The 22039-nt window shown below is 33.0% G+C and carries 25 protein-coding genes; 8 read left to right on the top strand and 17 right to left on the bottom strand.

Annotation, left to right across the window (positions count from 1 at the left end; all coding sequences use genetic code 11):
- Positions 1-14: 14 nt before the first annotated feature.
- The 12 genes from coaE to JS605_RS06985 form a co-directional block, all read right to left on the bottom strand.
- Entirely contained in the window at positions 15-602 is a 588-nt protein-coding gene (gene coaE / locus JS605_RS06930; protein WP_203256970.1) for a dephospho-CoA kinase, read from the bottom strand.
- The gene (locus tag JS605_RS06935) at positions 599-1564 is read right to left on the bottom strand and encodes a CdaR family protein (RefSeq protein ID WP_239000293.1); all 966 of its coding nucleotides are present in this window, start codon (positions 1562-1564) and stop codon (positions 599-601) included. The genes coaE and JS605_RS06935 overlap by 4 nt, the downstream gene beginning before the upstream one ends.
- Entirely contained in the window at positions 1561-2568 is a 1008-nt protein-coding gene (locus JS605_RS06940) for a glycosyltransferase (RefSeq protein ID WP_203256971.1), read from the bottom strand. The genes JS605_RS06935 and JS605_RS06940 overlap by 4 nt, the downstream gene beginning before the upstream one ends.
- A gap of 84 nt (positions 2569-2652) precedes the next feature.
- The gene (locus tag JS605_RS06945) at positions 2653-3471 is read right to left on the bottom strand and encodes an enoyl-ACP reductase FabI (RefSeq protein WP_203256972.1); all 819 of its coding nucleotides are present in this window, start codon (positions 3469-3471) and stop codon (positions 2653-2655) included.
- Positions 3472-3549: 78 nt separating this feature from the next.
- The gene (recN, locus tag JS605_RS06950) at positions 3550-5202 is read right to left on the bottom strand and encodes a DNA repair protein RecN (protein WP_203256973.1); all 1653 of its coding nucleotides are present in this window, start codon (positions 5200-5202) and stop codon (positions 3550-3552) included.
- Positions 5203-5258: 56 nt separating this feature from the next.
- Complete coding sequence (gene porD / locus JS605_RS06955; RefSeq protein WP_203256974.1) at positions 5259-6146, bottom strand: type IX secretion system protein PorD; 888 nt, start codon at positions 6144-6146, stop codon at positions 5259-5261.
- Positions 6139-7350 (bottom strand): bifunctional phosphopantothenoylcysteine decarboxylase/phosphopantothenate--cysteine ligase CoaBC, encoded by a 1212-nt coding sequence (gene coaBC / locus JS605_RS06960; RefSeq protein WP_203256975.1) that lies wholly within the window; start codon positions 7348-7350, stop codon positions 6139-6141. The genes porD and coaBC overlap by 8 nt, the downstream gene beginning before the upstream one ends.
- A 9-nt stretch (positions 7351-7359) precedes the next feature.
- A complete protein-coding gene (locus JS605_RS06965; RefSeq protein WP_203257389.1) occupies positions 7360-7686 on the bottom strand; it encodes a DNA-directed RNA polymerase subunit omega in 327 nt (108 codons plus the stop codon).
- 9 nt (positions 7687-7695) lie between these two features.
- Entirely contained in the window at positions 7696-8526 is an 831-nt protein-coding gene (locus tag JS605_RS06970; RefSeq protein ID WP_203256976.1) for an outer membrane protein assembly factor BamD, read from the bottom strand.
- A gap of 108 nt (positions 8527-8634) precedes the next feature.
- Positions 8635-9558, bottom strand: coding sequence for an ion channel (locus JS605_RS06975; protein ID WP_203256977.1), 924 nt, complete (start codon positions 9556-9558; stop codon positions 8635-8637).
- A gap of 1 nt (position 9559) precedes the next feature.
- Positions 9560-10438: a 4-hydroxy-tetrahydrodipicolinate synthase gene (gene dapA, locus JS605_RS06980; RefSeq protein ID WP_203256978.1), complete on the bottom strand. Its 879-nt coding sequence runs from the start codon at positions 10436-10438 to the stop codon at positions 9560-9562.
- Between the two features lie 3 nt (positions 10439-10441).
- Positions 10442-10960 carry a DUF6913 domain-containing protein gene (locus tag JS605_RS06985; protein WP_203256979.1) on the bottom strand — a complete coding sequence of 173 codons (519 nt, stop codon included), beginning with the start codon at positions 10958-10960 and terminating at the stop codon, positions 10442-10444.
- Between the two features lie 60 nt (positions 10961-11020).
- On the opposite strand from JS605_RS06985, the gene JS605_RS06990 reads away from it, so the two are divergent.
- From JS605_RS06990 to JS605_RS07000, 3 genes are all read left to right on the top strand, one after another.
- Entirely contained in the window at positions 11021-11788 is a 768-nt protein-coding gene (locus tag JS605_RS06990; protein ID WP_203256980.1) for a 5'-nucleotidase C-terminal domain-containing protein, read from the top strand.
- A 4-nt stretch (positions 11789-11792) separates the two neighbouring features.
- Positions 11793-12713, top strand: a complete 921-nt coding sequence (locus JS605_RS06995; RefSeq protein ID WP_203256981.1) for a bifunctional metallophosphatase/5'-nucleotidase — start codon at positions 11793-11795, stop codon at positions 12711-12713.
- Positions 12714-12779: 66 nt separating this feature from the next.
- Complete coding sequence (locus tag JS605_RS07000) at positions 12780-13157, top strand: DoxX family membrane protein (RefSeq protein ID WP_203256982.1); 378 nt, start codon at positions 12780-12782, stop codon at positions 13155-13157.
- Here the strand turns inward: JS605_RS07000 and JS605_RS07005 are convergent.
- The 4 genes from JS605_RS07005 to JS605_RS07020 form a co-directional block, all read right to left on the bottom strand.
- Positions 13154-13858: a hypothetical protein gene (locus JS605_RS07005; RefSeq protein WP_203256983.1), complete on the bottom strand. Its 705-nt coding sequence runs from the start codon at positions 13856-13858 to the stop codon at positions 13154-13156. The two genes, JS605_RS07000 and JS605_RS07005, sit on opposite strands and share 4 nt — an antisense overlap.
- A gap of 80 nt (positions 13859-13938) precedes the next feature.
- Complete coding sequence (gene ligA / locus JS605_RS07010) at positions 13939-15942, bottom strand: NAD-dependent DNA ligase LigA (protein ID WP_203256984.1); 2004 nt, start codon at positions 15940-15942, stop codon at positions 13939-13941.
- Positions 15942-16799: a peptide chain release factor N(5)-glutamine methyltransferase gene (gene prmC, locus JS605_RS07015; protein WP_203256985.1), complete on the bottom strand. Its 858-nt coding sequence runs from the start codon at positions 16797-16799 to the stop codon at positions 15942-15944. The genes ligA and prmC overlap by 1 nt, the downstream gene beginning before the upstream one ends.
- On the bottom strand, positions 16796-17287 hold the full coding sequence (locus JS605_RS07020) for a GNAT family N-acetyltransferase (RefSeq protein ID WP_203256986.1): 492 nt from the start codon (positions 17285-17287) through the stop codon (positions 16796-16798). Before JS605_RS07020 ends, prmC begins: the two co-directional genes overlap by 4 nt.
- 53 nt (positions 17288-17340) lie before the next feature.
- On the opposite strand from JS605_RS07020, the gene JS605_RS07025 reads away from it, so the two are divergent.
- Genes JS605_RS07025 through JS605_RS07040 form a run of 4 tightly spaced genes read left to right on the top strand, consistent with a single transcriptional unit; the run spans position 17341 to position 20019 of the window.
- On the top strand, positions 17341-17796 hold the full coding sequence (locus tag JS605_RS07025) for an LEA type 2 family protein (protein WP_203256987.1): 456 nt from the start codon (positions 17341-17343) through the stop codon (positions 17794-17796).
- Between the two features lie 2 nt (positions 17797-17798).
- Positions 17799-18803, top strand: coding sequence for a bifunctional diaminohydroxyphosphoribosylaminopyrimidine deaminase/5-amino-6-(5-phosphoribosylamino)uracil reductase RibD (gene ribD / locus JS605_RS07030; RefSeq protein WP_203256988.1), 1005 nt, complete (start codon positions 17799-17801; stop codon positions 18801-18803).
- The gene (locus JS605_RS07035; protein ID WP_203256989.1) at positions 18796-19407 is read left to right on the top strand and encodes an HAD family hydrolase; all 612 of its coding nucleotides are present in this window, start codon (positions 18796-18798) and stop codon (positions 19405-19407) included. The genes ribD and JS605_RS07035 overlap by 8 nt, the downstream gene beginning before the upstream one ends.
- Before the next feature lie 3 nt (positions 19408-19410).
- Positions 19411-20019, top strand: coding sequence for an IMPACT family protein (locus tag JS605_RS07040; RefSeq protein WP_203256990.1), 609 nt, complete (start codon positions 19411-19413; stop codon positions 20017-20019).
- Here the strand turns inward: JS605_RS07040 and JS605_RS07045 are convergent.
- Positions 20016-20411: an acyl-CoA thioesterase gene (locus JS605_RS07045; protein WP_203256991.1), complete on the bottom strand. Its 396-nt coding sequence runs from the start codon at positions 20409-20411 to the stop codon at positions 20016-20018. The genes JS605_RS07040 and JS605_RS07045 overlap by 4 nt on opposite strands.
- 190 nt (positions 20412-20601) lie before the next feature.
- On the opposite strand from JS605_RS07045, the gene dnaA reads away from it, so the two are divergent.
- Positions 20602-22029, top strand: coding sequence for a chromosomal replication initiator protein DnaA (gene dnaA, locus JS605_RS07050; RefSeq protein WP_203256992.1), 1428 nt, complete (start codon positions 20602-20604; stop codon positions 22027-22029).
- Positions 22030-22039 lie beyond the last annotated feature (10 nt).

Consider the following 22039-nt stretch of genomic DNA (forward strand, 5'->3'; position numbering starts at 1 on the left):
TTAAAACTAGAGATTTATTGTATTTTTTTAAGAATTTGCTGGTGTATTTTGCGTACTTGAAGCCTTGTTTCTTGTATATTTTTGTTTGTAATTACAAAATCAGAGTGCTCTATTTTTTTACGATCACTCCACTGATTTTTCATTATAGCTTCAATTTTTTCTTTAGAAGTATTATCTCTTTTTAGCAAGCGTTCTATTCGTAATGATTTTGGTGCTGTTACAGTAATTACAAAATCACATTGGGTGTTGGCACCATTTTCAAATAAAATAGCTACCTCTTTTATGATGTAAGGTGCTTTTTGCTTGACTACCCATTTTTTAAAATGACTCCCTACTTTAGGGTGTACAATGGCATTTATTTTTTCTAGATAACTCTTATCATTAAAAATGATATTTGCAATGTAAGGTCTGTTAAGCTTACCATCATTATAAGCCTTTTCTCCCAGAAGTGCAATGAGCTTGCGTTTGATAACCTTAGAACGATTCATCAATTTTTTAGCTTCAATATCAGCTATATAAACAGGAATTCCTAGAGCATCAAACTCTTTAGCCACTGTGGTTTTACCACTACCTATACCGCCTGTTAAACCAACTACTATCATTTTATGATTATAAATTCTATTTGTTGTTGATTCAACTTTACATGTTTCACTTTTTCTGGTATTTTAACCAACTTAGGAATAAGAATAGATTGGTTCTCGCTCACATTATTAAAATCACAGCTTACTTTAAAATGGCTTGGTTTTATTTTATTAAAGTTATCTAAACTTGTATAATACGATACTTTTACCTCTTTTGGAAAATATTTAATTGAAACACCTTGGGGTAAGTTGATAATTTTAACAGGAACTGTAAGTACTCCCTCTGTAAATTTTTCAACATTAGCAGTAAACTCAACCTCTTTAACCGAAAATTTTAAGTCTTTAGACGCATTAGGTAGCACTAGTTTTGTTGTTTGCGAAATATCTTCCTTTACTTGTTTAAGGGTTACTTTTTCTGCATCAATATGATTTATCTGTTTAACTATATTGTGAGGTCCTATTACAGTTACCGAATCTGGTATGGTTGTATAATGATCCAACACATCAAACCCAGGCAAGAAAGAAATATCTGTTTCTATGTTAACTGGAACTTTCTTAATAAGGTTAGTATCATATTTAAAAACCAACGTGTCCGGATTAATACTTAATAACTTTACGTTATTTTGAAATGGCTTTTTTTCATTTAAATAAGATACAGATTTTGTGTAGACATAAGTACTCTGGTTCTTGTATACTTCATTCGAAAAATCTATACTCACATTTGGTGTACTAAAGTAGTATTTAAGCCAGTTAAAACCATGTGTTTTAAGTGTTACTGATAATTTTCGAGTTGAGTCTTTTAAAATAACTTCATTATCTGGCACGTTTATTTTTTTTATACCAAAGCTTAAGGTATTGGTATATTCCTTAGAGAGTTTAGTGAAAATTAGGATGATAAAAGCTGAAAACAGAAATAGCAAAAACACATTAAGTCTTTTATTCTTAATGGAAGTTAGTAGTTCTGTTTTTAACGTTTTTATCATTTTAACTTAAAAAATAGCTTTGGATAGTGTACTTCTGGATCTTTATTCAAAATATGAATAGCTATAGTGGATTCTAGAAAACCTAAACCATAACCAAAAAATTGTATACAAATTGCCCATAATGCCATTATTGATACTTTTATACGCTTTGTGGTATAAATTGCTGCTATAAAAGCTATTATAAAGTATAATAGATACATAACTAAAAACCACCAAAAACCTAAAATTGCTAGTATTATAGATATATCAAAACCTATAATAAAAATTGTAGGAAACCAATAGGTAATTTTTTTTGTTTGCGGGTGCCATTTATTTAAAATAGGACGTACCAAGCCAAATTTACGAACTTGTTGTTTAAATTTACTCCAAGAAATACGGCGTTTATGATACACTACTGCTTCTGGAATTAGTTTTGTTTTAAATCCTAAATCCCATAAACGGATAGATAAATCTGGATCTTCCCCTGGATGGATTTGTCCAAAACCTAGCGATGCTTGAAATGCCTTTTTTGATAACCCCATATTGAAGCTCCTGGGTTGAAATTTATCTACGGCATTTTTATTGCCCCGTATACCGCCAGTTGTGATAAAAGACGTCATCGCAAAATTTATAGCTTTTTGTAAATCGCTAAATGATTCATGAGCCGCATCGGGACCTCCAAAGCAATCTACATACTCAACCTTTAAGCTTTTGTCTACCTCATTCAAATAATTCTCAGGCAAAATAACATCACTGTCCAATATAATAAAATAGTTACCTTTTGCATGTTGCATACCATAGTTTCTAGAATCTCCCGGACCTGAGTTTTCTTTAAAAAAATAAGCTATGTTTAGATCGTTTTTATAGGTTTCTAATATGTGCTCTGAAGTATTGGTAGAGCCATCTTCTACAATTACAATTTCATAGTCCAAATGGGTCGTCATGCTCTTAAAGCTCTTTAAGAGTTCATCTACCTCGTCTGGACGATTATACACTGGAATTATAAATGAGTACTGCAATTGCATAACACAAAAGTAATTATTCCTAACAAAAAGACCTGACAGGTTTTAAAAACCTATCAGGTCAATAAAGATTATATATTACGGTATCTACTCTTCTCCCATAAAGGCACTCATCACTGCATCACTTACACCCATGTTACTGAAACCACCATCGTTGTATAAGTTCTGCAATGTTACACGTTTGGTTAAATCACTAAACAATGTAACGGTATAATTTGCACAATCTAAGGCTGTTGCATTACCTAATGGTGACATTTTTTCGGCATAGGAAATAAATCCATCAAACCCCTTTACACCACTACCTGCTGTTGTTGGTGTTGGCGATTGGGAAATGGTATTTACGCGTACTTTTTTATCTCTTCCAAAGAAGTACCCAAAGCTACGTGCTATGCTCTCTAAGTAAGCCTTATTATCTGCCATATCGTTGTAATCTGGAAACACACGTTGAGCAGCCATATAGCTAAGCGCAACAATACTACCCCATTCGTTCATAGCATCTGCCTTATAAAGCGTTTGCATCACTTTATGAAAAGACATAGCAGAAACATCTGTTCCTTTTTGTGTCCAACTATAATTTTGATCTGTATAGTGTTTGCCTTTTCTAACATTAATGGACATCCCTATGGAGTGCAATACAAAATCTATTTTACCTCCTAAAACCTCCATCGACTTTTCTATCAAATTTTGCAAATCTTCTTCAGAAGTAGCATCAGCAGGGATAATCTCAGAACCTGTTTTTTCTGCTAACTCGTTAATCTGCCCCATTCGCATTGCTACAGGCGCATTGGTTAGCACAAATTGCCCACCTTCTTCATGCACTCTTTCTGCTGTTTTCCAAGCAATTGAATTAGCATCTAATGCTCCAAAAATGATTCCTTTTTTTCCTTTTAATAAATTATAAGCCATAGTATTCGTCGGTTATCGTTTCTTATTAAATTTATGATGCCAAAAGTACTAACTTTCAACTTAAATTTGGAATGTTTTTTAATTAAGTAATTCTTTAGCATGCGCGATTGCCGAAGATGATAAATCCGTACCTCCCAACATTTGCGCTATTTCTACAATACGGTCGTCGTGATTTAATCTTACCAATTTTGTTTCTGTGGTATTGGCTACATCTTCTTTATAAACTTTAAAATGGGAATGCCCCTTTGCTGCAATCTGTGGTAAATGCGTGATAGAAAACACCTGCATGTTTTTACTCATTTGCAGCATGATATCTGCCATTTTATTTGAAATTTCTCCTGAAACACCAGTATCAATTTCATCAAACATAATAGTTGGCAGTTGTGTATAGTTAGATAATATAAGTTTAATGGTTAGCATAATTCGGGATAATTCCCCTCCTGATGCTGCCTTTTTTAATTCATTGAAACTCCCACCTTTATTCGCTGAAAATAAAAACGACAAAGTATCCTTACCATTAGAAAGATAACTTTCTGTTGATGAAATTTCTATCTTAAATTGGGCATTGGGCATACCTAAATCAGAAAGTGTACTCTGCAATTGCTGCATTAAACCTGAAATAGCTTTTTCTCTATTAGATCGAATTGTGTTTGCTATAGCATCAAGCTTTTCTGCAGATTTGGAAACGTCTGTAATTTTATGTTGAATCGTTTCATCTAAATTCTCAGTAACACCTACTTTTTCACTCAATACGTCCCTTATCTCAATGAGTTCAGAAATGGTTGCTACTTGATGCTTATCAAACAAACCGTTTAACTTACGTAGTTTGGCATCCACCATTTCCAAACGTATTGGATCTGCTTCAACAGCATCTTGCTCGGTGTCAATTTCTGAAAAAATATCATCAATTTCTATAAAACTACTATTTACCCTGTCGTATAAATGTTCATATTTTGAAGACAAATGGGATAGTTTTTGAAGACTACTTTTTAAATTAGTCATTGTTGAAATCACGCCAATCTGCTCATCATTTAGTAATTGATAGGCTTCTGATAGATGTGTCTTAATATCTTCAATATTATTTAAAGTCTCATATTCTTCTTCTAAAGCTTCTAATTCCCCGTCAACCAAATTAGCTTCCACCAATTCATTGAGCAAAAACGAGTTATAATCGTGCTCTTTTATCGCTTCTGCCTTGAGGTTTTTAAGTGCTTCTAAATCTGTATTTAGTTTTTTATAATGTGATAACTCATTGATGTAGACATCAATATTATTTTGATTTTTAGCTAGTGCATCAATAACTTGAAACTGAAATTCGTTTTGTGTTAATTGTAGGGTTTCGTGCTGGCTATGAATATCTATTAAACGCTTACCCAGTAACTGTAGGCTATTTAAATTTACCGGAGAATCATTAACAAAAGCTCTCGATTTTCCAGATGGCAAAATCTCTCTTCGTATGATAGTTTGTGTATCGTAATCTAAATCTTCGGCTTTGAACAAAGACTTTAAATTATAATTTGAAATATTAAAAACGGCTTCAATGATACATTTAGTCTCTTTATCCTTTAAACTGCTCAAATCTGCACGCTTTCCTAAGATGAGAGACAAACCACCCAACAAAATAGATTTTCCTGCTCCTGTTTCTCCTGTAATTATGGTAAACCCATCATTAAAATTAACTTGAAGTTGATCTATTAAAGCGTAATTTTTAATGGTTAGCGATGTAAGCATATTGTAAAAACAGCTAATTTGTAAGTTTCAATATATTCTAGCTTTCTATGGAATTACTAAAATTTAATATTTCTCCATTTACTAGAATGCATAGGTGCCACTTTCTGTAAAACATCCTTAAGATTTGCGATGTTTACTTGTGGACCATCTGTAAAAATTTGTTCTATTTCGTCTGATTTAGCATCAAAAAAAGTTCGTAATAAAAAGGAATTAGGACGCCTACTATTCATTGCCTTAAACTTAACCAAACTTGATGCTATTTGTTGCTTACCTTTTTTAGCGTCGTTGCTCATTTCGTCCAGTCCTAATCTGTGATAATCGTACACTACATTTCTAAATTCTTTGAATGTTGTGGACGATACATTATCAATAAGTATAAACCTACTTTGTAATCCATCTTCTAACTTCCATCCCTTAAAATTTTCTTGTTGGGAATAGTTTAAAATGGTTTGTGCTTGTTTGTAATATTCCTGTCCGCCATTTTGTTCATAAGAATCTGCGTCCAACGCCAAAATCATATACACATGAAATGCCAATACAGAGATTAAATTAGAGGTGTATTGGGTAGGGTTATAAATTAAGTTTTGAAACTCTAAATATCTAAACGTAAAATCTTTATCGTTGAAATTATAAATTGGAGAACTGTAAGACGATCCGTAAATAGGTCTGGAAGATTGTACTTGTAGTGTAGCTTGAAATGTTTCTCCACTGTATTGGGATACTATAATATTCATACTACAATTAATCAACTCTTGGGAAGCGTAAGTTCTATCAGTCCACTTAGTATTGTTTACAAACTCTGTGAGTTGCTTTTCTAAATTTTTAAAGATCTGTAAATTCTCATTACCAGTTTGCTGGGCATTAACAACAACGGTACAGTTAAGTTCTTGAGAAAAACTTATTGTACTAAAACTTAATAAAAGAATGATTAAAAAATTACGCATAAACATGTTTTACAATTTCGTTTAATACATCTACTGCTACTTCAGCCTTAGATTTTAATTGAAACTCTGTTACATTATTTTTATTATCTATTAACGTAACTTTATTTGTATCTCCTTTAAAACCGGCACCCTTATCTTGTAACGAATTTAAAACAATTAAATTTAAATTTTTCTTTTTTAATTTCTGTTTTGCATTTTCCAACTCATTATTTGTTTCTAAGGCAAAACCAACTAAGAATTGATGCGTTTTAATTTCCCCTAAAGATGCTAAAATATCCTTTGTGCGTTCCAGTTCTAAAGTTAGCGTATCTGCTTTCTTTTTAATCTTTTTTGTTGCAACTTCTTTAGGTTTAAAATCAGCTACTGCCGCCGAGAGTATCGCTACATTAATATCCTTAAAATATTTATGCGCTTCTTGGTACATCTCTTCTGCACTAATAACTGGTAAAACATGAATTAAACTGTGGGATGTCTTTTGGTGTGTTGGTCCCGTAATTAAAACAACCTCAGCACCAAGGTTAGCCGCAGCTTTTGCTAAAGCAAATCCCATTTTTCCACTGGAATGGTTACCTATAAAACGTACAGGATCTATGGCTTCATATGTTGGTCCTGCTGTAATAAGTACTTTTTTTCCTTTAAGTGGAAGCTTTTCTAGAATATCATTTTCTATGAAAGTAACGATATCCTCTGGCTCAGCCATTCTACCCTCACCCACCAAGCCACTTGCTAATTCCCCACTAGTTGCTGGAATCATAATATTACCAAACGCTTCTAACTTGTTAAAAGAATCTTTGGTGGACTGATGCTTGTACATATCCAAATCCATTGCTGGTGCAAAATACACAGGGCATTTGGCTGATAAATATGTGGCAAGTAATAAATTATCAGATGTACCATTTGCCATTTTGGATAGGGTATTTGCTGTTGCTGGTGCAATAACAAATATATCTGCCCAAAGTCCTAAATCTACATGATTATTCCATACAGCATTATCATCTTCTTCGTTAGTAAACGATGAATATACTGGATTTTTGGAAAGTGTGGATAGTGTAAGTGGTGTTATAAAATCTTTGGAAGCGGGCGTCATTACCACTTTAACCTGTGCTCCTGATTTTATAAACAATCGCACAAGAGCAGCTGTTTTATAAGCGGCAATACCTGCTGTAATGCCTAACAGAATGTTCTTGCCGCTTAGTATACTCATAGATTGTGATTACTGAGCGTCTTCCTCAGTATTTCTAAAATAAATTTTATCTGTAAGCCATTCTTGAACAGCTAATGCATGAGGCTTTGGTAATTTTTCATAAAATTTTGATACCTCAATTTGTTCTTTATTTTCAAAGATTTCCTCTAAACTATCATTATAAGTAGCAAACTCTTCCAACTTATCTATAAGTTCTTTTTTAATCTCTGTGTTAATTTGCTCTGCTCTTCTTGAAATGATAGAAATGGCCTCATAGATGTTCTCTGTTGGCTCATCTACTTGATTTCTATCATAAGTTACTGTGTTTACTGGAGCTGTGGTTTTCTTTAAATCCATCATTATATATTAACTTTTAGCACTGTATACTTCTAATTGTTCATTTATTGTTGCTGCCATTTCTTCTGCTTCTGCAATATATTTAGAAGCTGCATAGGCTTTCTTAAAGGCGTTAAAATACTCTTTTGCCTGTTCTAATCTATTTTTCTTTAAATTGACAATTCCTTCGGCTGTTCTTTTAAAATCCACACTGTTCACAGCAAGTTTATATGCTGCATCTAATCTGTAAAATAACGCATCCTCTCGTAAAGTGGACCCTGGAAATTGAAAAATAAAATTATCGAATGATTTTATAGATGCCTTAAAATCTGATATGTGATTGTATTGTTTAGCAATTTCAAATGCTTTCTTTTCGAGCTTAAAATCTAACTCTTTTACCAAAACATTAGCTTCTGAAACATATTGGGAGTTTGGATAAACATTTATAAACTCTTGCAATTTCTCAATAGCGTCCTTAGTTTCCTTTTGGTCTTTAGAGTATCTAGGAGAGAGCATATAATAACTTTTAGCACTTAAAAAGGCTGCTTCTTCTCTCTTTTCACTTTTTGGATAACTTGCAACAAAACGTTCAAATTGGTACCCTGAAACATAGTAATCCTTCATTTCAAAAAAAGATTTCGAGTACAAATACATTAATTTTTGGGCTTGAGGTTTTCCTTTGTATTTAGGAACTATTTGCGCAAAAATCCTATTGGCTTTCTCGTACTTACCTTCCTGAAAAAGAGAGTCTCCCATTTTAAATTTTAAAGCGACATCTTCAGATTTCAAAATCTTTTGATACTCGCTACAGGAACTTAAAATACAGGCTATTACTAATATGCTAAAAAGAGTAGTTCTCATAGATTTTAAACAGAATGCAAAATTACATTTATTAAACGTAATTTAAAAATATTATTTCACGGCTAAAATAAATCTTCAAATACTGCAAGCACAAGGTTTAAGTTATATTTAACTTTTAGTAGATTCAATGGCATCAAAAAGCTTGTGATCTAGCACCATCTGTCCTTTTTCGTTGTAATGAAAGGTTTTTATAAATCTAAAATTAAGCTTAATATCTTTCAATAAATATGAGCACATTTGGTGTACCTCTTGATTAAAAGATTCGTCATAGTAGCTAACCATTACTATCAATTCTCCTTGTTGTTTGACAATATCATCATCAGAAAATCTAAACAAAGGGCTTTTTTCATCTATTTCATGGACTATTGTCCATGTTGTTGGTAGGTAGTTTATGTTGTCCCTCTCTAATTCCAGAGTATAAAAATCGTTTACATATACCCCTTTTTTATTTTTCTTCGAAAGTGTAAGTGTAACCGTTACTTTTGGATGAATCATCGTGCTCTTTCTATCATTTTCAATTCTAAACATCAGTGCTCTATGCGCTTTAACATCATTTAACACTAAATGCTTTGTAAACCTAATAGCTGCCTTTGGTTTAGAAAATCTTCCATAAAGCAAGCCTGTAGCAAATGCAAAAAACATCAATCCAATAAAAGCTTCAATCGAAGATACTATACCACTTGCCATTCCAGTTGGAGACATTGCTCCATAACCTAGAGTGGTGAAGGTTTGGGAAGAAAAAAAGAAGGCGTTAAAAAAATCCTGAAGCATACTCCCAGAAGCTACTGTAATTTCTTCAATTCCTATTAATAAATACAAAAAAGCAAAACATGTATTTGCAAAAATGTAAGAGACAAATGAGAGACCAAAAAAAGCTCCCCAAGATATATTTATAAGATAGTTATAAGCTTCAGAAAATCGTTTTGATTTATTGAGGTGTACCACATTAAAAAATCCATTATCATCAATTAACCGTCCTACATATTGCGCAGAAGATTTACCAATACCTGGATCTTTTATTTTCTTACCCAAACTAAAACGTTTTTACAAAGCCCGCTATTTTTTCTTTTAATTCCTTCGATGCTGTTACCAATGGTAGTCTGACATTAGATTCACATAAATTTAATGCTTCAAAAACCGACTTTATGCCTGCTGGGTTATTTTCTTCAAAAATATAGTCGATAACATCCATTAGACGGAAATGAAATTTATAGGCTGCCTTTGCTTCTCCTTTAAGTCCCAAACGAATCATCTCGGAAAATTCTTTTGGAAATGCCTGACCTATTACCGAAATAACTCCCGCTCCTCCTGCAAGCGTTACTCCCAATGCTAAATCGTCATCTCCAGAAATCACTAAGAAATCTTCAGGTTTATTTTTTAAGAGTTGTAAATACTGGTACGTACTATTACCTGCCTCTTTAACACCTATTATGTTTTTAAAATCGTTTGCCAAGCGAATAATGGTACTCGGCTCAACATTTTTTGAAGTACGCCCTGGAACATTGTAAAGTAAAATATCCACTGGACTAGCTTCTGATATTGCTTTAAAGTGCTGATAAATGCCTTCTTGGGTTGGCTTAGTATAGTAAGGAGACACAGATAAAATGGCATCTATTTCACTTAAATCCGTATCCTTTATTTCTTCAATTATTGCAGCAGTGTTATTACCCCCAATTCCTAAAACCAGTGGTACCCTTCCCTTGTTAGTTTTAATTATAGCTGCAGTGATATCCTTTTTTTCTTGTTTAGTTATAGTTACACTTTCTGCTGTTGTCCCGGATATTACCAAATACTCAATCCCGTTTTCAATATTATAGTCAACAATTGTACTAAGCGCATCATAATCAATACTCAAGTCTGATTTAAAAGGTGTAATCAGTGCCACTCCAGTTCCAAGAAACTTATTATTCATTTTTTAAATTTTATTTAATACCGTTAAGTATTTAACTACTTCATCGCTAAATACATCAACCTCTTTAATCTTAGTTTTTATAATGATATCATTTAAACGTGTATCACTTTGCAAAATTCCGATTTTAAATTGAGATTTAGAAGAAGCTGTTAATAATTTTAATTCCAAATGTTCTTCGGAATAATAACTGATCAAAACATCAAAAGACTCTTCTAAAAATGCTCGTAATTCAATATTTTTTATTTCGCCATTCCAGCCAAAATCTTTTGCGTTAAAACAAGCGTCCCAAGAATTACTGTGGTTTTTTACATCGTTGGTATACGCAATGACCTTAATTTTATTGGCATGGATTTTTAAATGGGAGGCCAACACATTAAAGGCGTTAAAATCTTCAATCTCATCAAAATTTAAAATAACACCCAAGCTTTTAATGCGATTATTACCAACATTGACTTTACGGTCAGATAATAATTTATTCAAATACTTTTTATTTGATTTTGTCTTAAAAGCTTTTAAAAACATTTAAATTTACACTTTGCGCAAAGGTAGCAAAAGTACACTCAAAATATAATCAAATTTAAGATGGCAAATTTTGTCAAATCCAAATTAGGTTTAATCTCACTTATCCTACTGATATCGATAGGCTGTAGAACCCAAAAGCTATATTTAAATAAAGTTGAAGGGCAACGTTTGGATATAAATACAGCTATTACGCCCAATGCAGGTATAGAGGCATTTATTGCGCCATATAAAAACCGTATTAACAATGACTTAGACAGTACGATTGCCTACGCAGTAGACACCTATTCCAAAAATGACGGTACTTTAAACACAGCTATTGGTAATTTAATGGCAGACATTGTACAGCTACAGGGAAATACTGTTTTTTACAAAAGAACTGGGAAAAAAATTGATGCTGTAATTTTAAACCATGGAGGCATACGTGCAGAAATACCAAAGGGTCCTGTAACGGCCAGAACCGCTTATAATGTTATGCCATTTGAAAATGAAATAGTTGTTGTTGCACTCAAAGGGAAAGCATTGGATAATGCTATAAACTATTTAGTTAGCAAAAAAAGAGCCAACCCTATCGCTGGTCTTAAGATAACAGTTAATAAAGCCTATAATTTGATAAGCGCCACCATAAATAATGAAACAATTGACACTAACCGCACATACTACTTTGCCACCAGTGATTATTTATACAACAGAGGGGACAACATGACTTTCTTTCAACCTAACGAGGGACTTTATGATTTAAATTACAAAGTAAGAAATGCCATGATTGATTATTTTAGAAAGACGGATACGATTAACCCAGTAATAGATGATAGATTTACATTAAAATAAGCAGATGAGAAGAAGAGATTTTATTCAAAAAGTATCTACCGGAACAACTGCTTTGGCCGCTATTGGCAGTTTAGGGCTCCAATCTTTTGCTCCAAAGCCAAAGGCTACTAAAATTACCATATTACATACCAACGATGTACACAGTCACATAGACACATTTGGACCTGATGAAGGTAGGAATGCCAACAAAGGAGGCGTGGCAAGACGTGCCGCTTTGATTGATAGTATAAGACAACAAAATCCAAACACCTTACTATTTGATGCTGGGGATATTTTTCAAGGTACACCTTATTTTAACTATTATGGAGGTGAATTGGAAATTAAACTCATGAGTAAATTGAAATATGATCTAGCTACGATTGGTAATCATGATTTTGATAATGGCATTAACGGGTTTTACGCACAATTACCACATGCTGATTTTAACTTTGTTTCTGCCAATTACGACTTCTCCAGCACACTATTAGATACACATGTAAAACCTTATCAGATTTTTAAGAAAGGTGGGGTTAAAATAGGTGTTTTTGGATTGGGTATTGAACTTAACGGACTGGTTGAAAAAAGGCTTTACAAGGAAACAAAATATCTTGATCCTATTGAGATAACCCAAGATATAACACGTATTTTAAAATATGATGAACAATGCGATTTAATTATATGTTTATCCCATCTTGGTTATGATTACAGAAATAACCCTGATAAAATAAGTGATTTAAAACTTGCTAAACTCACAAAAGATATTGATTTAATTATTGGAGGGCACACCCACACTTTTCTATCCAAACCAAGCATTGTAAAGAATTCTGAGAATAAAGAATTACTTGTTAACCAGGTAGGCTGTTACGGGCTTTATCTAGGACAAATTGATTTCTTTTTTGATACTAATAAAAACAAAACAGCTAAGGGTGTTTCCATAACAGTTTAGTTTTTTTTCAATTTTAATAAGTTTTTATGCATTGTTGCGTCTAAATGCTTATTAAATTGAATAATTATGAAAACATACCTTCCTTTAGCATTACGAATTATAGTTGCGATAATTTTGATTCAAACATTGAGATTTAAATTTCTTGGTCATGAAGACAGTATTTATATTTTTGAAACTGTAGGCTTGGAACCTTATGGAAGAATTGGTGTTGGTATCATGGAACTTATTGCTGGCATACTGTTACTTGTTAGAAAAACAGTTTGGATTGGTGCTCTTCTTACCATAGGGATAATTGGCGGTGCAATAATGATGCATCTTACAATATTAGGTATAGATGTAAAAGGAGACGGCGGTTTACTTTTTATCACAGCTGTGGTTACATTTTTACTTGCTACAGTAATTGCTTTACTATATAAAAAAGATATTCCCTTTATTAAGGTTTAATGCAGTACTTTATCTTGTTTTCTATATTTAAGTTTAGCTTGCTCGTACAAAAAGTAAAAACCTATAAGTCCTAAAGATATTGCAAAAAAGTTGAGCAAGTTTGTATCAGACACATATAAATACGCAATGCTGATTACTTCGGAGAAAACAATACATATAGCTCCTACTAATATGTAAAACGCCTTTCTGCTATCCTTACAAAAATAATTCAACAAAGCTAAGGACAGTATTATTAGCATAGAAATGTTGTAAACTAGTTCTAATACATATTTTATCCCTACATCCAAATAGGTGCTAATAATTTGAAACAGCACATAGCTTATGTATACATTGAGCAAAAACAGTACTATTATTGAAAACAAATAATGCTTTAAAATATAGCTAATTGATAAATCTTTAGCAATTTCAATAGCTAGAGCAATATAAGCTAGAACATACAGTGTATTACCCACAAAATAATCAACATCATCAGACATATATTGCGAAAAAAGCATCAATATATCTGATATTGAATGAAATATTAAAAACAAAATCAAGTAAAGCGACCGCTTTTTAACATGTAAAAAGTATCCTAATGTTATAACAGGTAGAATTAATGCACCAACTCCATCAGCATATAATATATTGCCTGAAAACAGAAAATATACAAATAGCGCATAAATAAAACCTACAAATGTTGCCAGTACTTTGGGGCTGCACATAATAGTGGTTAATAGTTGTGTGACAAATATAAATAAAAAATGTAATTAATCGATAAAAAAATACTTTTTGTCGTTTTTTTTTAAAATTTATCTATTTTTTGTAAGAATTCAACTTCGTTTATTAATGTTATTCCTAATTTATTTGCTTTATCCTTTTTACTAGGCCCCATTTTATCACCAGCAACTACAAAACTAGTTTTGGAGGATATGGAACTACTAACCTTACCTCCATTATCCTCGATCAGTTTTTTAAGCTCATTTCTGGATACATGCTCAAACACCCCAGAAACAACGATAGACTGTCCTTTTAAAGTATCTGTTTGTCCTTCCAACTCCTCAGAGGATATTTCTAATTGTACACCAAACCCTTTTAGCCTATTTACAATTAGTATATTTTCCTGTGAGGCAAAAAACAAGGTAACACTTTCAGCAATTTTCACACCTATTTCATCAACCTGCTCTAAATCTTCTTGAGAAGCATTAACGAGATTATCAATTGATTTATAATGCTTTGCTAATTTTTTAGCTACGGTCTCACCAACATAACGAATACCCAATGCATACAATACACGCTCAAAAGGAATGTTTACAGAGGCTTTGATCCCATTTATTAAATTGTCGGCACTCTTTTCTGCCATTCGCTCTAAAGGGATAACCTGCTCCTTTGTTAATTCATATAAATCAGAATAATTTGAAATTAAACCTGCATTTACAAGAAGCGCAACGGTTTCCCCTCCCAAACCTTCAATATCCATTGCCTTTCTTGAGATATAATGTTGTATTCTACCAATAATTTGAGGATTACAACCATTATAATTAGGACAATAATGCTTAGCATCGCCATCGGTTCTTATAAGTTCAGTACCACATTCTGGGCAATGTGTTATATATCTTGTAGGCTCTGAATCTTCTGGTCGTAATGTAAAATCAACTCCAATAATTTTTGGAATAATCTCCCCGCCTTTTTCCACAAAAACAGTGTCCCTTTCACGAATATCAAGTTTTTCAATTTGATCTGCATTATGTATAGATGCGCGCTTTACTGTTGTACCCGCCAATTCCACTGGCTCCAAATTAGCCACAGGAGTAATGGCTCCTGTACGCCCTACTTGGTACGTAATCTCGTTTAATAGAGTAGACACTTGTTCTGCCTTAAACTTATACGCCATTGCCCAGCGTGGTGCTTTGGCTGTATAACCTAACTCTTCTTGTTGTTGCAAACTATTAACTTTAACCACAACCCCGTCAGTCTCATAAGGCAGCTCATGACGTTTGACGTCCCAATAATTTACAAACTCTAAAACTTCATCAATATTTTTTGCCAATACTGCAACATCTGGCACTTTAAACCCCCAAGAACGGGCTTTTTCTAAGCTTTCAAATTGTGTTGAAATGGGCAAATTTCTACCCTTTAAGTTATACAGCAAACATTCTAACGGGCGTTTGGCGACCTCGGCGCTGTCTTGCAATTTTAAACTACCCGATGCTGTATTTCTGGGATTCCTGTAAGGCTCTTCTCCGTTAGCAATACGCTCCTGATTCATCTTACTGAATCCATCAAAAGGCAATATAATTTCTCCTCTAATTTCAAATACATCAGGATAATCTCCTTGCAACTGCAATGGTACAGTTTTAATGGTTTTTACATTTGCAGTTACATCATCACCTTGAAATCCATCACCACGGGTCACGGCTTTAATCAATTTTCCTTGTTGATAAGTTAAACTCATGGAAGCCCCGTCATACTTCAATTCGCATGTATAATTCACCTCTCCTTCTACTATTTTTTTTATGCGCTTTTCCCAATCCAATAAATCTTCTTTGGAATAAGAGTTATCCAGAGAATACATACGGTACTCATGCTTAACCGTTTCAAAGTTTTTAGTTACTTCTCCCCCTACACGTTGTGTTGGCGAGTTAGCATCGTAAAACTCAGGATGCTTTTCTTCTAGCTCTTGAAGTTCTTTAAGTTTAATATCAAACTCATAATCTGAGATTTTAGGATTATCCAATACATAATAACTATAATTATGAGCTCTTAATTCTTCCCTAAGTTCATTTATTCTAAGTTGAATGTCTTTCATTAGTTCATTTCTGCTTTTATCATTCTATCTTTCCCAAAGATATCTTGCTTTAATATTATGTTTTTAAAATAAAATTCCTCCAAAAGCCCAACAGTCTCTTCTCCCAAATATTCATTAATCTCAAAAAACAAGCATCCATCTTGATGCAACGCCTGTTTTGCAAATTTAGAAATAGCCTCGTAAAACAATAGTGCATTATCATCCTCTACAAACAATGCTAAATGAGGTTCATATTCTAATACATTAGGTTGCATCAATTGTTTTTCCAATACTCTAACATATGGCGGATTGGACACAATAACATCAAACTTTAAATCCTTAAAACAGTGCTCCCAAGCCTTCTCATCTAAAATATCACACTTCATAAATTGGAGAGTTACCTTATTATTTAAAGCATTGCCTTTAGCAACCTCAAGTGCACTTTCACTTACATCAATTGCATAAACGTTGGCTTTTGGCAATGTTTTTTTCAATGAAATTGCAATACACCCACTGCCTGTACCAATATCTAAAATATTAATTTCCCTACCCTCATCAACAGTATTAATTATCCATTGCACTAAAGCTTCGGTTTCGGGGCGCGGAATCAATACATTCTCATCCACCTTAAATTTGAGACCAAAAAACTCTGCTTCTTTGAGTATATATTGAATTGGTTTCTCAGTTTTTAACAGTTCTAGAGCTTCCAAAATTAAAGATTCGTGTTGTATTTTTTTATTTGGATGCATGGCCAAATCAATCCGCTTTAATCCATAAAATTTTTCAGTAAGGAGATAAAAAAACGTATTTATTTCCTCTCTTGGATAAAACTGCCCCAAAGCTTTATGAAACGTATTTCTGATATCTTTTAATTTCATAAATCCATTATCATCCATATACCACAAGAGGAATGCCCTGTATTGCCCAAGGCACTTTGTAAATGCTTAAACCCAAAGCTCTCATATAGATGTATAGCAGCTTTTAGTTGTGGCGCAGACTCCAAATAGCATTGTTTATAACCTAAATCTTGTGCTGCTTTTATACAGGTTTTAAACATCAATTTACCAAAACCTTTGCCACGAACTTTAGGGGAAAAATACATTTTCTGAATCTCACAAATCGTATCTTCAAAATCCTTTAGAGGTTTGACGCCTGCCCCACCTAAAATTTCTCCATTTTTTTCTACAACAAAATATACATCATCATCATTTTGATAGGATTGAAACATTTGTTTAGTTTCTGGATCTTCGTAAGCAGTACCAGTGAGAGGAATATTAAACTCATAAAAACAGTTTCTAATTACTGCCTCTAATTGAGCATCATCTTGCGGCTGTATTTCTCGAATAACTATAGTATCTTTACCCACTTTAATCGATTCTTTTTTTAAAAGTGAAGATACAGGAATTCTTAAAATAGAATATGAAACGTTTTTTATTATTATTAACAATACTGTGTACTTTTTTTAACTGTAAAGTAAATGAGAGACCTCTTTTTATAAATGTTGAAAACATTAAAGTAGAGGAATCCACTTCTAAGCACATTACACTATCAGCTGATGCTTTATTTATGAACCCCAATGATATTGGAGGCGAATTAAAAACCGATGAAATCAAAATATTTGTAAATAACAATGAAGTAGGTCAAGTATCCACCAAAAGTTTCAAGGTGCCTTCGAAAAAAGAATTTAGCATTCCTCTAAAGGCTACTGTTCCCATTGATAGCCTTATAAGCGGAAAAAATATAGGTGGGCTTATTGGAAGTTTATTTAGCCAAAACATAAAAGTACAGTACAAAGGAGCTATTATTTATAAAGCTTTGGGCTTCTCTTTTAATTATGATGTAGATGAAACCGAAGAAATAAAAATTAAGATATAACCGTGAGCGTTCATGAAACCTACATAAAACGCTGTTTACAAATTGCAAAAAACGGGTTAGGCATTACCAGACCAAACCCTATGGTAGGCTGCGTAATTGTGGTAAATAACAAAATTATAAGTGAAGGATTTACCAGTGCCTATGGAGGTAACCATGCAGAAGTAAATGCCATTAACGCCGTGCAAGACACTTCTCTTTTAAAAAAAGCAACACTGTACGTTACTTTAGAACCCTGCTCTCATTATGGAAAAACACCACCTTGTAGCGACTTAATAATTAAACATAAAATCCCAAATGTTGTTATTGGCTGTATTGATGATAACGAACAAGTAGCTGGGAGAGGCGTAAAAAGGCTTAAAGATGCCGGCACCAATGTTATAGTTGGTGTTTTAGAGTATGAGTGTAAGCAACTTCATAAACGTTTTTTTACTTTTCACAATAAAAAACGCCCCTACATTATACTAAAATGGGCTGAAACCCAAGATGGGTTTATTGCTCCCAAATCTAAAACAAAACAAGCTCCTGTATGGATAACAAATAAACACTCAAGACAATTGGTACACAAATGGCGTGTTGAAGAACAAGCCATTTTGGTTGGCACAAATACGGTTTTAGAAGACAACCCTAGTTTAACCGTTAGAGATTGGACTGGTAAAAACCCTATTAGAGTTGTCATTGATAAAAACAACAAACTACAAAAGGGTTTAGATGTTTTTAATGCAGAAGCCAACACTATAATTATTGATAAAAATACTATTGACTTTACAGTACCTATAGGTAAACAAATCTGTACTACTCTATTTGCAAATAATATTAACTCCGTAATCATTGAGGGCGGAGCACAAACCTTACAAACCTTTATTGACGAAAACCTTTGGGATGAAGCACGAATTTTTAAAGGCAACTCCAATTTTGGAGACGGAATTAAAGCACCAAAACTCTCTGGTAAGTTAATATCACAAAGTAAAATCCTAAACGATACCCTTAATATCTATAGCAATGATTGATACCATTATATTTGATTTTGGAAATGTATTTATCAATTTAGATATTGAAAACGGATACAAACAATCACTACAGCAACTTAAAATTAATACTTTACCCCAAGACATTATTACCATTAATAATGCTTATGAAACTGGTAAGGTTTCTACTGAAACATTTGTTAGTTTTTATGCTAAAAAGTTCCCCCATTTATCCAAAAAACAATTAATCGATTTATGGAATATCATTTTAAAAGATTTCCCCAAGCAACGTTTAGATTTTTTAAAGGCTTTAAAAGCAGAACACAAATACAATCTTATTTTATTGAGTAATACAAACGAACTACATATAAATTGGATTAAAGAACACGTAGCATTTTATGATGAATTTAAAAACTGCTTTGACGCATTTTATTTATCCTATGAAATACATTTAAGAAAACCAAACACTGATATTTTTGAATTTGTATTGAACAATCACCAACTAAAACCAGAACAGTGTCTCTTTATCGATGATAATGCAGATAATATTTCTACCGCTAAAGTGTTGGGTATTAAAACGTGGCACATCACACCCTACAAAGAAGATGTTACGGATTTATTGTTAAAGCAAAAGCATCTTTTTTAAATTTTGGAGGCTAAAGACACTTATAAAACAATTGTTTCTACTACTGATAGCATTCTTTATAAAGAAAGGAACAGTAAATTCTACGGATTGGCATTTCCTGTAAAAAATGAAGATGATATAAAACAACACTTAGAAGCTACAAAAAACCAATACCATTCTGCCAGACACTGGTGCTATGCCTATCAAATAGGAACAGAACAAATGGTTTTTAGAGTAAATGACGATGGCGAACCCAGCAATTCTGCAGGAATGCCTATTTACGGACAGATACAATCCTTTGGAATTACTAATGTATTAATAATAGTGGTGAGATATTTTGGAGGCATAAAATTAGGCGTTGGAGGTTTGATACAGGCTTACAAAACAGCCGCGCAATTAACTTTAGAATCTGCAGAAATCATTGAAAAGACCATAGATACCGAGTTTGTAATTACTTTTGAATACAAGGATATGAACAAAGTAATGCGAATTATTAAAGAAAGACAACTTAAAATCATTCATCAACAATTAGAACTAAGTTGTGCCATTACCATCTCTGTTAGAAAAAGCTTAGTTAAGGATATTTTTAAAATATTTAATGCCACGTATGGCGTTACTATTAAAACCCCTTAATCTATTAAATCCAAAATATATTTTGGAGCACGCACTGGCCTGTTAGTTTTCATATCGATAAAGACCAATGTTGTACTTGCAGTAGTTAAAATTTCTCCAGCTTCATTTGTGATTTCGTACTCAAATTCAATCTTTGCAGTTGGCTTCTTTTTAAGTTGAGTTTTCACATTAATTAGGTCGTCGTAACCTGCTGATTTTTTATAATTTATATTAAGGGAAACTACTGGCAACATTATACCGTCTTCTTCCATTTTTTTGTATGAAACTCCTAGTTTACGTAACCATTCAATTCTCCCCATTTCTAGGTATAACGCATAATTGCCATGATATACCACACCCATTTGGTCTGTTTCACCATACCTCACTCTAATTTGTATTTCATCGAATTTCATGACTTTATATCAATATTTTTTTGTAGTTTCGGCTGGAGCTTAAACATGAGGAAAAAATTCTGAAAATTCAACACTATTTGATTTTTTTTTTTAGAATTTTGTTCACATATTTGCCATGTAACAAAAGGGGGATTAAAGAAGTATTCTTCTTCTTTAAAAATACTAACTAAAACCAAAATATTTTAACTAAATGAGTACAACTGCGCAATCGGTTTGGAATAACTGTCTTAGTTTTATAAAGGATAATATCCAACCGCAAGCCTACAAAACATGGTTTGAACCCATTGTAGCAGTAAAGCTTCAAGAAAACGCTTTAAGTATTCAAGTTCCAAGTAAATTCTTTTATGAATGGCTGGAAGAACATTATGTTAAAATCTTAAAAGTAGCTCTAACAAAAGAGCTAGGGGAAACTGCCAAATTAGTCTATATCATCAAGATGGAAAATACTTATGGTAATAGGCAGCCTTTTACTGAAAAAATACCAAGTTCTAATAGAACACCAGTAAAATCACAAGAAGTAGACATTCCTCTTAATAACAAAAGTCCTGAATTAAAAAATCCATTCGTTATTCCTGGGATAAGAAATGTGAAAATTGAGTCACAATTAAATCCCAATTATAGTTTTGAGAATTTTTTAGAAGGAGATTCTAATAGGCTAGCAAGAAGTGCAGGATTAGCTGTAGCAGCCAAACCTGGTGGTACATCTTTTAATCCATTACTTATTTTTGGTGGTGTTGGCTTGGGGAAAACACATTTAGCTCATGCTATTGGGGTTGACATTAAGGATAAATATCCAGAAAAAACTGTACTTTATATTTCTGCCGAAAAGTTTACCCAACAATATATAGATTCCGTTAAAAAGAACAATCGCAACGATTTTATTCATTTTTACCAAATCATTGATGTATTAATTATTGATGATGTGCAGTTCCTTTCTGGAAAGTCTGGAACACAAGATGTATTCTTCCATATTTTTAATCATTTACATCAAAATGGGAAGCAAGTCATACTTACCAGTGACAAGGCTCCTGTAGATATGCAAGATATCGAGCAACGCTTACTGTCACGCTTTAAGTGGGGACTTTCTGCTGAATTGCAGCATCCAGATTTCGAAACACGCGTATCCATTTTAAAGAACAAATTATATCGTGATGGGGTTGAAATGCCTGATGAGATTATAGATTATGTTGCAAAAAACATTAAGACTAATGTTCGTGAGCTAGAAGGTGCTATTATTTCATTAATCGCACAATCTTCTTTCAATAGAAAAGAAATTACTTTAGAACTGGCTAAACAAATAGTTGAAAAATTTGTAAAGAATACAAAACGCGAAGTGTCTATAGATTATATTCAAAAAGTTGTATCTGACTATTTCCAAATGGATGTAGATACACTTCAGTCTAAAACCCGAAAGCGCCACATTGTACAAGCTAGACAATTAGCGATGTTCTTTGCCAAAAAAATGACCAAAGCCTCGTTAGCCAGTATTGGTTCCCAAATAGGAAAACGCGACCACGCTACGGTACTTCACGCTTGTAAAACAGTAGACAACCTATCCTCTACCGATAAGCAGTTTAGGAAATACGTAGAAGATATTGCAAAAAAACTCTCTGTTTAAATTTTACTAA

This window comes from Hyunsoonleella ulvae (assembly GCF_016827605.1).
Classification (GTDB): domain Bacteria; phylum Bacteroidota; class Bacteroidia; order Flavobacteriales; family Flavobacteriaceae; genus Jejuia; species Jejuia ulvae.

Coding starts and splice junctions, on each gene's coding strand:
- coaE (WP_203256970.1), bottom strand. CDS start 602: ATGATAGTAGTTGGTTTAACAGGCGGTATAGGTAGTGGTAAAACCACA.
- JS605_RS06935 (WP_239000293.1), bottom strand. CDS start 1,564: ATGATAAAAACGTTAAAAACAGAACTACTAACTTCCATTAAGAATAAA.
- JS605_RS06940 (WP_203256971.1), bottom strand. CDS start 2,568: ATGCAATTGCAGTACTCATTTATAATTCCAGTGTATAATCGTCCAGAC.
- JS605_RS06945 (WP_203256972.1), bottom strand. CDS start 3,471: ATGGCTTATAATTTATTAAAAGGAAAAAAAGGAATCATTTTTGGAGCA.
- recN (WP_203256973.1), bottom strand. CDS start 5,202: ATGCTTACATCGCTAACCATTAAAAATTACGCTTTAATAGATCAACTT.
- porD (WP_203256974.1), bottom strand. CDS start 6,146: ATGCGTAATTTTTTAATCATTCTTTTATTAAGTTTTAGTACAATAAGT.
- coaBC (WP_203256975.1), bottom strand. CDS start 7,350: ATGAGTATACTAAGCGGCAAGAACATTCTGTTAGGCATTACAGCAGGT.
- JS605_RS06965 (WP_203257389.1), bottom strand. CDS start 7,686: ATGGATTTAAAGAAAACCACAGCTCCAGTAAACACAGTAACTTATGAT.
- JS605_RS06970 (WP_203256976.1), bottom strand. CDS start 8,526: ATGAGAACTACTCTTTTTAGCATATTAGTAATAGCCTGTATTTTAAGT.
- dapA (WP_203256978.1), bottom strand. CDS start 10,438: ATGAATAATAAGTTTCTTGGAACTGGAGTGGCACTGATTACACCTTTT.
- JS605_RS06985 (WP_203256979.1), bottom strand. CDS start 10,960: ATGTTTTTAAAAGCTTTTAAGACAAAATCAAATAAAAAGTATTTGAAT.
- JS605_RS06990 (WP_203256980.1), top strand. CDS start 11,021: ATGGCAAATTTTGTCAAATCCAAATTAGGTTTAATCTCACTTATCCTA.
- JS605_RS06995 (WP_203256981.1), top strand. CDS start 11,793: ATGAGAAGAAGAGATTTTATTCAAAAAGTATCTACCGGAACAACTGCT.
- JS605_RS07000 (WP_203256982.1), top strand. CDS start 12,780: ATGAAAACATACCTTCCTTTAGCATTACGAATTATAGTTGCGATAATT.
- JS605_RS07005 (WP_203256983.1), bottom strand. CDS start 13,858: ATGTGCAGCCCCAAAGTACTGGCAACATTTGTAGGTTTTATTTATGCG.
- ligA (WP_203256984.1), bottom strand. CDS start 15,942: ATGAAAGACATTCAACTTAGAATAAATGAACTTAGGGAAGAATTAAGA.
- prmC (WP_203256985.1), bottom strand. CDS start 16,799: ATGAAATTAAAAGATATCAGAAATACGTTTCATAAAGCTTTGGGGCAG.
- JS605_RS07025 (WP_203256987.1), top strand. CDS start 17,341: ATGAAACGTTTTTTATTATTATTAACAATACTGTGTACTTTTTTTAAC.
- JS605_RS07035 (WP_203256989.1), top strand. CDS start 18,796: ATGATTGATACCATTATATTTGATTTTGGAAATGTATTTATCAATTTA.
- JS605_RS07045 (WP_203256991.1), bottom strand. CDS start 20,411: ATGAAATTCGATGAAATACAAATTAGAGTGAGGTATGGTGAAACAGAC.
- dnaA (WP_203256992.1), top strand. CDS start 20,602: ATGAGTACAACTGCGCAATCGGTTTGGAATAACTGTCTTAGTTTTATA.